The organism is Comamonas sp. Z1 (genome assembly GCF_008121555.1).
Taxonomy (GTDB): Bacteria; Pseudomonadota; Gammaproteobacteria; order Burkholderiales; family Burkholderiaceae_C; genus Comamonas; species Comamonas thiooxydans.
Window position 1 is genome coordinate 102,322 of record NZ_VOQT01000001.1, and the last position, 12,117, is coordinate 114,438.

At 62.8% G+C, this 12,117-nt stretch carries 9 protein-coding genes; 4 read left to right on the forward strand and 5 right to left on the reverse strand.

Going from position 1 to position 12,117, the window contains the following annotated elements:
- Window positions 1–65: 65 nt before the first annotated feature.
- Entirely contained in the window at window positions 66–2,573 is a 2,508-nt protein-coding gene (locus FSY45_RS00495; protein ID WP_148747887.1) for an ATP-dependent DNA helicase, read from the reverse strand.
- Window positions 2,570–4,243 (reverse strand): VRR-NUC domain-containing protein, encoded by a 1,674-nt coding sequence (locus FSY45_RS00500; protein WP_046462143.1) that lies wholly within the window; start codon window positions 4,241–4,243, stop codon window positions 2,570–2,572. The genes FSY45_RS00495 and FSY45_RS00500 overlap by 4 nt, the downstream gene beginning before the upstream one ends.
- Before the next feature lie 212 nt (window positions 4,244–4,455).
- Between FSY45_RS00500 and FSY45_RS00505 the strand changes: the two genes are divergently transcribed.
- A complete protein-coding gene (locus FSY45_RS00505; protein ID WP_004340750.1) occupies window positions 4,456–4,785 on the forward strand; it encodes a carboxymuconolactone decarboxylase family protein in 330 nt (109 codons plus the stop codon).
- A 51-nt stretch (window positions 4,786–4,836) separates the two neighbouring features.
- Here FSY45_RS00505 and FSY45_RS00510 read toward each other — a convergent pair whose 3' ends face one another.
- The gene (locus FSY45_RS00510; RefSeq protein WP_187427512.1) at window positions 4,837–6,750 is read right to left on the reverse strand and encodes a potassium transporter Kup; all 1,914 of its coding nucleotides are present in this window, start codon (window positions 6,748–6,750) and stop codon (window positions 4,837–4,839) included.
- 218 nt (window positions 6,751–6,968) lie between these two features.
- On the opposite strand from FSY45_RS00510, the gene FSY45_RS00515 reads away from it, so the two are divergent.
- The 3 genes from FSY45_RS00515 (at window position 6,969) to FSY45_RS00525 (ending at window position 9,384) form a co-directional block, all read left to right on the forward strand.
- Complete coding sequence (locus tag FSY45_RS00515) at window positions 6,969–7,751, forward strand: type 1 glutamine amidotransferase (RefSeq protein WP_046462122.1); 783 nt, start codon at window positions 6,969–6,971, stop codon at window positions 7,749–7,751.
- A gap of 126 nt (window positions 7,752–7,877) precedes the next feature.
- Window positions 7,878–8,642 carry a YwqG family protein gene (locus FSY45_RS00520; protein ID WP_046462121.1) on the forward strand — a complete coding sequence of 255 codons (765 nt, stop codon included), beginning with the start codon at window positions 7,878–7,880 and terminating at the stop codon, window positions 8,640–8,642.
- 37 nt (window positions 8,643–8,679) lie between these two features.
- Entirely contained in the window at window positions 8,680–9,384 is a 705-nt protein-coding gene (locus FSY45_RS00525) for a ribosomal protein L7/L12 (RefSeq protein ID WP_046462120.1), read from the forward strand.
- A gap of 55 nt (window positions 9,385–9,439) precedes the next feature.
- On the opposite strand, the gene FSY45_RS00530 is transcribed toward FSY45_RS00525, so the two are convergent.
- Window positions 9,440–10,888 (reverse strand): efflux transporter outer membrane subunit, encoded by a 1,449-nt coding sequence (locus FSY45_RS00530; protein ID WP_046462119.1) that lies wholly within the window; start codon window positions 10,886–10,888, stop codon window positions 9,440–9,442.
- Window positions 10,885–12,108 carry an HlyD family secretion protein gene (locus FSY45_RS00535; RefSeq protein WP_046462118.1) on the reverse strand — a complete coding sequence of 408 codons (1,224 nt, stop codon included), beginning with the start codon at window positions 12,106–12,108 and terminating at the stop codon, window positions 10,885–10,887. The genes FSY45_RS00530 and FSY45_RS00535 overlap by 4 nt, the downstream gene beginning before the upstream one ends.
- Window positions 12,109–12,117: the final 9 nt, after the last annotated feature.

The window sequence follows — 12,117 nt, forward strand, 5'->3', positions numbered from 1 at the left end:
GGCGAAAGCCGTTCGAGCGGGATTACAAACGGAGATGTGAGCGAGCGTTTCTGGCAACCATGCGTTCAGAAACCTCGGTCGACCCCTTCGATCTGCCACCAGGCAGGCAACAGCGCACGCACCTCGGCGCGCGCGAAGCGGTCGTCCATCAGCACCAGAATGCCACGATCATTCTCGCCACGTATGACCCGGCCAGCCGCCTGCACCACCTTGCGCAAGCCCGGGTAAAGATAGGTGTAGTCATAGCCCAGCCCCACTCCCATGGCCTGATCCATGGCACGCTGCATGGCTTCGTTGACAGGATTGAACTGGGGCAGACCCAGCGTGGCAACAAAAGCACCGATCAGACGGCTGCCGGGCAGATCCACGCCTTCGGAGAACGCCCCGCCCAGCACGGCCAGGCCCAGGCCCTGACCGCCCTCGACAAAGCGGGCCAGAAATTCGGCACGCCCAGCCTCGTCCATGCCGCGCTGCTGCAGCCAAAGCGGCAGTTGCGGCTGCAGCCGCTCCAGGGTGGCAGCCAATTGCTGCAGATAATCAAAGCTGCTGAGAAAACACAGATAGTTGCCGGGCTGACGCGCATATTGCTGCGCGATCAACTCGGCCATGGGGATCAGCGATGCCTCGCGATCTCGCCAGCGTGTCGATATATGGCCTGCGATATGCACCTGCAGCTGCCGGGCCGCAAACGGCGACGGGACATCCAGCCAGGCAGTATCGGCAGGCAGTCCCAGCAGGTCACGGTAGAACCCGGGCGGACTCAGCGTGCCCGAAAACAGCACCGTGGCCTGTGCCGCCTCATGGCGTGGCGCCAGATGCGGCCCGGGCACCACATTGCGAATGCACAGCGTGGATGCCGGCGTACGCACTCTGCTCGCACGCTGCTGCTGCGGCGTGGCCAGTTGAATATCAAACAGCGCATGCGGCCCGAACTGATCGGCCAGCGCCTGAAAGTGCAGCAGTTCCCAGTAAAAATCCAGCAAGGCATGGTCGGCAAGCGCGGGCGGCCCCCCTGCGGTCGCATGCCCGGCTATTTCCTGCTCGGCCAGTTGCTCCGCTATTGCACCCACGGCCCGCTGCACGGTGCCCAGCAGTGTGTCAGGAATGCCCTCGTAGCTTTGGTAACTGGCCTGATCCTGGGCCTTGTTCAGCGTCTGCCACTGGCGCTGCAGTGCATCGAGTGCCTTTTTGACAGCTCCGGTCGCGGCCTGACGGGCCTGCGCCAGAGCAAACTGGGACAGCGGTGCCGTGTACATGCTGCGCGCGCGCTCCAGCAGATTGTGCGCCTCGTCCACCAGAACGCCCACACGCCAGTCCTGTTGCAAGGCCAGCGCATAGAGCATGGCGGCACTGTCGTAGTAATAGTGGTAGTCGGCCACCACTACATCGGCCCAGCGCACCAACTCCTGCGACAGGTAATAGGGGCAGATGCCATGTTCCAGGGCCAGAGTCCGTAACGCTGGCGCATCCCATAGCGGCAGTTGCAGCGCCAGCTGCCTGGCCGCAGGCAGTCGGTCAAAGAAACCGCGCGCCAACGGACAGGACTCTCCATGGCAGGCCTTGTCTGGATGCTCGCAGGTCTTGTCGCGCGCCTGCATATCCAGGACACGCAGTGGCGCAACCGATGCCGATGCCGATGCCGATGCCGATGCCGATGCCGATGCCGATGCCGATGCCGATGCCGATGCCGATGCCGATGCCGATGCCGATGCCGATGCCGATGCCGATGCCGATGCCGATGCCGATGCCGACAAAGCTTGCTGCAGCTGCCACAGTGCGTGCAGTGCCAGCCCATGTCCAGTCCCCTTGGCTGTGAGAAAGAACAGCTTGTCCAGCCCTGCTGAATCCGTGGCCCCCTTGCCCATGGCGGCTCCCATGCTCTTGAGCAGGGGGAAAATCGTGGCCAAAGTCTTGCCGATACCGGTCGGGGCCTGGACCATCAGGCAACGGCCTCCTTCGCTGGCATGGGCCGTGCGGTAGACGGCCACGGCCAGCTCCCGCTGCCCGGCTCTGAAGGCAGGCATGGGAAACTGCAGCTGCGCCATGGCCGCATCGCGCGCCTGACGGTGGGCGGCCTCGCTGCGTGCCCAGACGAGATAGTGGGCACATTGCGATTCGAAAAAGGCTTGCAGTTCGGTGGCAGAACATTCCTCCACCAGCACGGTCTCCTCTGCGCTGCCGATCTGGAAATAGACCAGCGCCAGCTTGATCCGCTCAAGACCGCGCTCCTGACACAGCAAATGACCGTAGACCCTTGCCTGGGCCCAATGCAGTGCCCGATGATGGGGGCGCACGCCGTCAAGCCGGCCCCGGTAGGTCTTGATCTCTTCGAGTTGCTGCTTGACGGCATCAAAGCCATCGGCCCGGCCGCGAACCTGCAACTCTTCGAACCGGCCGCGGAGCGCCAGCTCCGTCTCGTAGCCGCCCACTTTTTCACGCCGTTTCTGCACCACGGCATGGCCTTCCATGCCCTCCAGCGCACTAGGCGCGGGCGTGAAGCGCAGATCCAGATCACCGCCGCGCGCAGTGAACTCGCACAGCGCGCGTACTGCCACGCTAAGCGCAGGCTTCATGACGTGCCACCTTCGTCGCGCCACTGCACATGACAGACGCGCACAGGAATGCCCTGCTCCTTGCAATAGGCCAGCCAGCGAATCTGGTTGTCCTGCAGCTTGTCACCCGGCGCTTTGACTTCCACCAGCTCGTAGCGTGAACCGGCATCGGACCGCAGAGGCCAGAAGCGCACCAGATCGGGAAAGCCGGTGCGGTTGGCCTTCAGGTCCAGCAACAGCCGCGCGAACAGAGTCCGCAGATGGGCGGCAGGCATGCAATCGAGCGCCAGCTCCAGCAGCTCTTGCGTCAATGAGCCCCAGAACACAAATGGTGACTGAACCCCTTGCTTGTCGGCAAAACGCTGGCGAATCGTGGCCCGGTAGCAACCGTCCTCCAGCTCGGCCAGACAGGCATCAAACAGCGGCTGGCGGCGCAGCACAAAATCCGGTGCTCCCAGATCGGCCGGCCCACTCTGGAAGGGATGAAAAAACGCCCCCGGCAGCGGCGCAAAGATGGCGGGCCAGCACAGCAGACCGAATAGCGAGTTGACCAACGCGTTCTCCACATAGAACACAGGCGCATCGGCGCTATGCCAATGGGCTTGCAGCGCGTACTCCACCGCCATGGGCTGGGCGGGTCGGTCCAGCAGCACATCGCTGCGCAGGGCTGCCACGGCCGGGGCCAGAGCTGGCTGGCGCCCCACGGCCCCCAGTCCCAGGCTGCGGCTCAGACGCGGCAGCATGCGCGCCACACGCTGGCGCTCCTCCTCACTTTCAGGCGCGGCTTGCGCCTGGCTGGCAAGAGCCAGCGCCTGATCAAAGCATTGCATGCGCTCCAGCACGCGAATATGACGGTGGCGTGCACCCGCATAGCGGCTGGCCGTGTAGGCCTGAGCCGCCAGCGGCCAGTCCTGCAGCCTCTCGCACATCTGGCCAAGCTTCAGCAGAACCTTGGCCCGGCGCATGTCCAGCCATGGGTTCTCGCTATGATTTTCAATAAGCGCAGGCAGCAATTGTGCCGGCTCCACGCCTTCGTCGAGATCCCGACGCCGGGCCGATATCTCCAGATAGAAGTCCAGATCTTCGCGGCGTTGAAATGCGCGCGAGTCAGCATCCAGCGTCACCGGCTCATAGCGAAAAATACCGAGGTCGGCCAGCACGAACTCCGACCAGTCCTGGTAGAGATTGCCGAAGAACATCAGCCTCAGACGCTCTCCCAGCTCACCCACCATGACGCGCCAGACAGGTTCCACGGCCTCGGGATGCCAGACGGCATACGGCAGAGGCTCGGGTTGCCTCTCAGCCAGCAGTTGCAGCATCTCGGCCTTGCGCATGGAGGAGCACAACTCAAAGCCAGTCAAGATCTGCAGCAGCTCGGGTTTGGTGTGCAAGCCGAATAGTTCGACCGCCTCCATGGGCTCGGTGGTACTGAGCCAGCCACGCTCCAGCAAGGGCGCTGCAGCATCGACCGTCACCGGAATCTCCTCATAGGCCAGCTTGCTGGCTCGAAACCAGGGCCCGCGCCGCATCAGCATTCGTACCAGCAGCGCCCTGGAGTTCTGCGGCAAGCGCGCAAAGCCAGCGATGAAATCAGCCTCCTGCTCGCTGAGCAGATCTCCATAGCGCTGCGCCAGCCAATCCAGCGCCTGCTGGAAGTTGTGCAGATAGTAGAAGCGGTGCGGCGCAAGAATGGCGGCCTGGGATGCGGTCACGGTGACGCTCACAAAATGCTCGGCGAAAAGACGGCTGGATGCCGACAACGAACCTGTATTTTCATACAGCCCACAAATCCCTGCAGGCTCCTCCGAACCCAGTACTGCCGATCGTCGGACGAAACGCTTGCGACTTGAATGCCCTGTGACAGTGGCACACAATCAATGCTTCATTCAACAAGGAGCAGGCAATGCTGGACTGGAACGAATACCGCAAGGAATTGGCGGGCAGGCTGGGAGAGTTTTCCGAGTTGAGCCCAGGCACCATGGAGGGCTACAAGGCCTTGTCCGGTGCAGGCAGGAAGACCGGCCATCTCGATGCCAAGACGCGCGAGCTGATTGCCATTGCCGTGGGCGTGACCACGCGTTGCGACGGCTGCATTGCCGTGCATACCAAGGCTGCCAAGGCAGCTGGTGCCAGCCGGGAAGAAATCGCCGAAGCCCTGGGTGTGGCCGTGGCCTTGAATGCGGGTGCCGCCATGGTCTACTCGGCTCGCGCTCTGGACGCTTTGGACGAGTAACGTTCTAAAAAGATAGCAGCCAGCGCCTGTCTGGCTAGCCATACCTAGCCGTCAAAGCACAACCTGCGTGCCCAGCTCCACCACCTGGTTGGCTGGCAACTTGTAATAAGTCGCCGCACTGGCCGACTGGCGAGACATCCAGCCAAACAGCGCGCAGCGCCAGGCCGAGAGACCGCCTGGCCCGTCCACCACCTGCACCCTGGCCACAAAGAAGCTGGTCGTCATCGGGTCGAGGTTCGGTATCTCGCCATCGACGTCCGGCGCAATCCGCTGGAGCGCCGCCGGAATATCAGGCTGCTCGCGAAAGCCGAAATGCATGTCCAGTGCCCAGACCCCATTGCACATAGGCTTCAGCTGCAGGCGCTCGCCATCATGCACATAGGGCGTGTTCTCGTTGATCACGTGGAGAAACACCGTCTGCTCATGCATGACCTTGAAATGCTTGAGATTGTGGAACAGCGCATTCGGCACAAGCTTGGGGTCGGAGGTCAGATAGATGGCCGTGCCGGACACCACCGGCACGCCGCTCATGGGCGAGCTCATCAGATCGCTCATGGGAATATCAAGGCGACGGCGATGTTCGGCCACCAGCTGGGTACCGTCGCGCCATGTGGTCAGCGCGATGAAGATGATGGCGCCCAGAGTCAGCGGCAGCCAGCCGCCCTGCTCCAGCTTGGTCAGGTTGGAGGCAAAAAAGCCTATCTCCAGCACCGCAAAACAGGCCAGCGCCGCCAGTGTCATGGCTCTTGCTCGGCTGCGCCCCAGATAGACCACAAAGCCCACCAGCATGGTGGTGATCAGCATGGTGCCCGACACGGCAATGCCATAGGCCGCCGCCAGCGCTCCCGAGGACTTGAAGGCCAGCACCAGCGCGATCACGGCCAGCAGCATCAGCCAGTTCACGCTGGGGATATAGATCTGGCCCTGCTCCTGATCGGAGGTATGCAGCACGCGCACACGCGGCAGATACCCGAGGCGGCTGGCCTGCAGCGTCATGGAATAGGCCCCCGAGATGGTCGCCTGAGAGGCAATCACCGTGGCGGCCGTGGCCAACACCACAAAAATCAGCAGCCAGGACGGCGAAGCCAACAGAAAAAAAGGATTGCTGGCAGCCGATGCATCACGCAACAGCAAGGCGCCCTGGCCGAAGTAATTGAGCATCAGAGCCGGAAACACCAGTCCATACCAGCCCAGACGCACGGCCCGGCTGCCGAAGTGGCCCATATCGGCATAAAGAGCTTCGGCACCTGTCATCGCAAGAAACACTGCCGATAGCAGAAAGAAGGCCTTGTCCGTGTGTTGCACGGCGAAGCGCAGCGCATGCAGCGGGTTGACGGCCTGCAGCACCATGGGCGTCTGCACAATGCTGGCCACGCCCGCCCAGGCAATGCAGAGGAACCAGACAATGGTGACCGGGCCGAACAGCTTCCCCACCACACTGGTGCCCTTCATCTGAATGGAAAACAGTCCGATCAGTATGCCTATCGTGATAGGTACGATGAAATGCTCGAACTCCGGCGTGGCAATGCTCATACCCTCCACGGCAGAGAGCACGGAAATCGCCGGCGTGATGATGGCGTCCCCATAAAACAGTGCGGCCGCAAACACGCCGGCCCCGACCACAAAGCGCGAGCGGCGCGACTGATCGCCCATCACGCGGTGGGCCAGCGCCGTCAGCGCCAGCACGCCGCCCTCGCCATCGTTATCGTGGCTGAGCACCACCCACACGTATTTGATGGCGACGATGACGATCACGGCCCACAGCAGGGCCGAGAGCGCAGCCAGCACATTATCGGGACCCACCGTCAGTCCATGGGCGCCGGTAAAAGCCTCCTTGAACGCATAGAGCGGGCTGGTACCGATATCGCCAAACACCACCCCCAGAGCCGCCAATGTCAGTGCCGACTGGCTGCTGCCCTGCCCCGTATTCCCAGCCCCCTGAAGCCCGTGTTTGCTTTGTGACATAGCCATGCTTTTGCAGTGATAGAGGCCGCCGCAGTCGGGCGGCGGCAGCCCAGTATGGCACGCTGACGGAAATTGGAAAGCCTGGATGACGCCGGACCGAGCTGTCTTTCTTTATGCAATCTTGATAGCAGCAGCCACAATCCATACCAGGGCTTGACGCCTGATTTTCTAGATTCAAGGCTTCGCAACAACCGGCTTGCCCTTCAAGCCCGCCTCCCATGAAGCCTGTCGCCATCCTCCAGCATGAAGCATCGCAAGGCCCTGGCATCCTGCTCGACCATTTGCGCCAGCAAGACATTGCCCATGTGCTGATAGATCCCTGTGCCGAAGGCGCGGCCCCGGCCAATGCGCGCGACTATCGCGGCATCATCGTGCTGGGCAGCAACCATTGCGCCAACGAGCAGTTGCTCTGGATCGATGAAGAGCGCTGCTTGCTGCAAAGTGCCCTGCAGTACGACATCCCCGTGCTGGGCCACTGCTTTGGCGCGCAGATGCTGGCCCGCGCCATGGGCGCAGGCGTCTGGCGCAACCCCTGCGCGAATATCGGCTGGAGCGAAGTCCGCATCACCCCCTGCGCTCAGCAACTGATGAACCTGCCCGCGCAAGCCACCATCTTCAACTGGCACTACGACACTTTCGACATTCCGACGGCCGCCAGGCGCACTATGTACGGCCAGCATTGCCTGAACAAGGGCTTTGTCCACGGCCGGCAATGGGCGTTTCAAGGCCATCTGGAAGTGACCGCAGACAGCGTGCGTCAATGGTGCGGCGAGGGCCACGATGAGCTGCTGCAGGCCCGGGGTCCGGCCGTTCAGAGCGAGGCCCAGATCCTGGCCCGACTGCCGCAACACATAGACCAGTTGCATGCCATGGCACTGCGCACCTACAAGGCATGGACCGATCAGCTGGACAGGCCGGTTTCGGTTTCGTGCAACAGCCTTTCGGAGATTGTGAGCCGATTTCGCCTCAAATCCAATGAGTACTTGCACATGCAGCGATGAATTTGCAAGCGTCAGCCTCCAGCAATGCAACGAACAGACGTTTTGTTGCATCTAGCGGACAGTCTCTGGCAAGGCAGGGCCGCCGTCTGGGCCAGAATGGCCTGCAAACTCACTGCCCCAAGCTTCATGGACTTCACAACGCTTGAAAAACACCTGGATGCCTCGCCGCTGCTCAAGGCGCACAAGCAATACTTCCTGAATCTGGCCCAGCCCGCCGTCGCCAGTCGCCTGGGCCCCACCATGGGCGAGCCCTTGCAAAGCCGCTTTGGCGGCCAGCCCATGGTGCCAGCGGGCTTTGTCTGGCCCGAGCATCCGAACGGCCACTACCTGTTTGTCGGACAGATCAACTTTGCCGAGCTCCCCGGCAGACCCGGTCGCCCTGCAGAGCTGCCGGCCAGCGGCCTGCTGTCGCTGTTCCACGGCTTTGACGAGGACGACGCCATCTTCTGGCGCGACCAGGACTATCTCAAGGCGTTCTACTGGCCGGACATCAGCGGCATGCATGAAATCCAGGCTCCCCACCAGTGGGTCACGGACAGCCGTGCGCTGCAGTTTGAGAACGGCATCGACCTTCCTCGCCACGAGGAGCTGTGCAAGGACTGGCCCGTGGAGTTCGATGAACTCCAGGACTGGCTCCATGGGCTTGAGGAAAGCGGCGATCTGCCTCGCGACTATCTGCTGGGCCGCCCCTCCTGGGACAGCCTGGGCTACGACCCCACGCCCGAGGCCGAGGAACACCCCGGCAGCTCGCACTGGCGCTCGCTGCTGACGCTGCAGTCGCACGAGGAATTCCACTGGTGCTGGCAGGACGGTGCACGGCTCATGGCCTTTATCGAGGATGCCAAGCTGCACGCCAGGGACTTCAGCCATCTGCAAGTGGACTGCGGCTAACGCCTGGTTCAACAGCCACAACCTTGAAGAGCAGCCCATGCCCACACAGATTCCAGCAGAGATCCTCAAGCACTGGCAAAGCGGTCACAAGATCGAAGCCATCAAACAGCTGCGCGAGCAAAGCGGGCTGGGTCTGAAGGAGGCCAAAGATCTGCTGGAAGCCAGCGACGAGCCGGACTTTGTCCAGCATGGCGCTGCAGAGCAGACGCAGGCGATACAGCAGTTGCGCGAGCAGCTGGAAAAACTGAGCATGAAAGATGCCACGTTGCTGCTGGACCAGCTGAATCGGGACGACGCCGCGTCCAACAGTTCCTTCTCTTCCATCAAGACCACCACCACGACCGTCAATGGCAAGACCACCACCAGCGTCACCGTGAGCGGCGATCATGCAGAGGCCATAGAGGCGTTGCTGTCCGGCGCAAACGCAGTGCCTGCAGAGACCAGGGCCGAGGTGGAAGACGCCATGGCACGCGGCAACAAGATCGAAGCCATCAAGCTGCTGCGCGAGGCCACGGGCCTGGGTCTGGCCCAGGCCAAGGAACATATCGATGCGGCCATGGATGGCATTGCGCTGGACTGGCAGATCCTGCAGCGGCAATCGGTGCGGGCCAGCGCGCAAACCGACTCTCGGGCCACGGCAACCGCGCCCGGCGAAGTCCCCAAAGGACAAGGTCAGTATCTGTGGCTGCTGGTACTGGCACTGGCTGCTGCCGGCCTTTGGTACTACTTCAAGATGCCCTAAAACTCATAACAGACAAGCGAAGAGAACTCACTTTTCAGGAGCTTTCGACTCGAACTCAAGGTTGCGGGGCGGTCGTATCCGCCAGTTGCCAGCCGCCACCCAGCGCCTGGTACAGCGCCACGGCGTTTTCCAGCTGGCTCTGGCGCAGGCGCAGCACTTCCTGCTGCACGGCAAACAGATTTCGCTGGGCATCCAGCTCCTCCAGATAGCTGGCGTAGCCGGCCTCATAGCGATCCTTGGCAAAGCCCAGGGTACGACCCAGCACTTTTTCGCGTTCCTTGGCATGCTCCCACTGGGCTTGCAGTTGCTGGGAGCTGACCAGGGCTGTTTCCACATCGCCAAAGGCCTTGATGACCACGCCGCGATAGGCGTAAGCGGCCTGATCGCGCTGGGCAGATGCCGCATCGAACTGGCCCTGCAGGCGACCGCCGTTGAACAGCGGCGCCAGAATGCTGCCGCCAAGCGACCAGACCCGGGCCGGGTTGTAATCCAGCGCGTTGATGAACAGGCTGCCGAAGTTCGCACTCAGGCTCACCTGCGGCAAAAAGGCCGCGCGCTGTGCCGCAAGATTGCTGTCGCTGGCCGCCAGCAGCAGTTGGGCGCGCGCAATGTCGGGGCGGCGCTCCAGCAAGCCCGATGGCAAGCCAGGTGCAGGCATGGCGGGCAGGCTCATGGACTCGAGCCCAGCATGGGCGCTCAAGCTGGAACGGGCCAGGGCCTGTGCCTGGTCATCACCGCTGCCGCCCACCAGCTGCATCAGTGCTATGCGCTGGCGCTGCAGCGCCAGAGACAGCTGCTGCACCGATTGCCGCACGCTTTCCAGCTCGGCCAGTGCCTGGCTCTGCTGCAGCTGCGAGATATAGCCCACACGCACCTGGTCGGTGAGCAGACGCAACGCATCCTCGCGCGACTTCACCGTATCCTCGGCCACGGCGAGCTGGGCCTGCAGCGAGCGCAGAGCGATATAGGCCTGCGCCACGGTCGCGGCCACCGTCAGACGCATCGCGTCGCGATCCGCCTGGCTGGCCTGCAGGCGCTGATCGGTGGCCCGGCTCAGACTGCCCAGGCGATCCCAGAGATCCAGCTCCCAGCTCGCTTGCAGCACGGGCTGAGCCGAACGCACATGCACCATCTGGCCGGTTCGTGCGCTCAGGCTGCGGTTGGCCGAGCCCGGTGCGCTGAGTGACAGCTGAGGCGCAGCTGCCGAGCCCGTCACATCGAGATTCGCACGTGCCTCCTCCACCCGGGCCAGGGCGGTGAGCACATCGTTGTTGTGCTCAAGCGCCAGCTCCACCCAGCGACTCAGCTGCGCATCACCAAAGGCCTGCCACCAATCGGTCTGAACTGCGCTGGCAGCACCTGCAGCCCGTTCCGTGCTCCAGCTGGCTGGCACTGCAGGCCGGGCGCTGTCCGGGGCCCGGGTCAGACTGGGCACGCTGCAGCCAGCCATCAGCAATGCAAGCGCCAAGGGCAAGACACGCACGGTATGGAAGGCGTTCTTCATGGCTTGGCCTGTTCGGATGCGGAAACTGCGGGCGCTTGAGATTTTTGAGCCGAATTGGCCTCAATCGCTTGATGGGTCTGCGCTGAATGCTCTACTTTTTGTGCAGTATCGAGGCGCACGATGACCGACATCCCAGGGCGCAGCCGCGCCGCATCGGCCTGGCCCTCGTCGATGGCAATCTTGATGGGCAAACGCTGTACGACCTTGGTGAAATTGCCCGTGGCGTTGTCGGCCTTGAGTACGCTGAACTCCGAACCCGTGGCCGGTGCAATCTCCAGCACATGACCCTTGAGGCGCAAGCCGCCCAGCGCGTCCACGCTGAAGCTCACGACCTGGCCGATCTGCACCCGGGCGGTCTGGGTTTCCTTGTAATTGGCCACCACCCAGTAAGTGGGCGGCACCACATACATGAGCTGCGTACCGGCTGCCACGTACTGGCCCTTGCGTACCGATACCTCGCTGACCTGTCCATCGCTGGGTGCATGGACCACGGTGTTGTCCAGATTGATCTGTGCCTGGCGCAGCAGCGCCTCGACCATCTGCACCTGGGCCTTGAGAGAGTCACGGCCCACGGTCGTGGCCTTGATCTTTTCCTGGTTGATCGCGATGTCTGCCTGGGCCTTGGCCACGTTGGTCGCGGCCAGGCGCGAGGTGGCGCGCACCTTGTCGCGTTCGTTCAGAGACACGGAGCCTCGCTCGGCCAGCTCCTGCACACGCTTGAGCTCCGCCTGCGAGCGCTGGGCCTCAGCCTCCACGGCAGCCAGACCGGCGCGGCTGGCGCTCAGCGTGGCACGGTTCTGGGCCTGTGTCTGTTCGGAATTGCTCAGCTGCGCCTGGGCATTGGCCAGTTGCGCCTGGGCCTGGGCGACGGCCGCTTCATAGCTGCGGCTATCGATGCGCACCAGCGCCTGGCCGGCCTTGACCTGCTCGTAATCCTTGACCAGCACCTCGGTCACGTAGCCATTGACCTGCGGAGCCAGCACGGTGACGGCACCACGCACATAGGCATTGTCCGTGGTCACCACAGAGCTGTTGAAAGGCCACAGATTCCAGGCCCGCAGCACGAGCAGCATGCCTGCCAGGGCCACGACCAGCATGATGAGCACGCTGCGCAAAGAAGGTTTGATCTTCTTCGGCGTGGGAGGCAAGGCTGCAGCGGGTGAAGGGGCAGTTGTCGCCGCAGAGGCGGCGGGAGAATGGGGTTGTTGACTGTCGCTCATGCTCAATCT

Bases quoted from the DNA above. Each gene is read 5' to 3' on its own strand.
- FSY45_RS00495 (WP_148747887.1), bottom strand. From the start codon at position 2,573: ATGAAGCCTGCGCTTAGCGTGGCAGTACGCGCGCTGTGCGAGTTCACT.
- FSY45_RS00505 (WP_004340750.1), top strand. From the start codon at position 4,456: ATGCTGGACTGGAACGAATACCGCAAGGAATTGGCGGGCAGGCTGGGA.
- FSY45_RS00510 (WP_187427512.1), bottom strand. From the start codon at position 6,750: ATGTCACAAAGCAAACACGGGCTTCAGGGGGCTGGGAATACGGGGCAG.
- FSY45_RS00515 (WP_046462122.1), top strand. From the start codon at position 6,969: ATGAAGCCTGTCGCCATCCTCCAGCATGAAGCATCGCAAGGCCCTGGC.
- FSY45_RS00520 (WP_046462121.1), top strand. From the start codon at position 7,878: ATGGACTTCACAACGCTTGAAAAACACCTGGATGCCTCGCCGCTGCTC.
- FSY45_RS00525 (WP_046462120.1), top strand. From the start codon at position 8,680: ATGCCCACACAGATTCCAGCAGAGATCCTCAAGCACTGGCAAAGCGGT.
- FSY45_RS00530 (WP_046462119.1), bottom strand. From the start codon at position 10,888: ATGAAGAACGCCTTCCATACCGTGCGTGTCTTGCCCTTGGCGCTTGCA.
- FSY45_RS00535 (WP_046462118.1), bottom strand. From the start codon at position 12,108: ATGAGCGACAGTCAACAACCCCATTCTCCCGCCGCCTCTGCGGCGACA.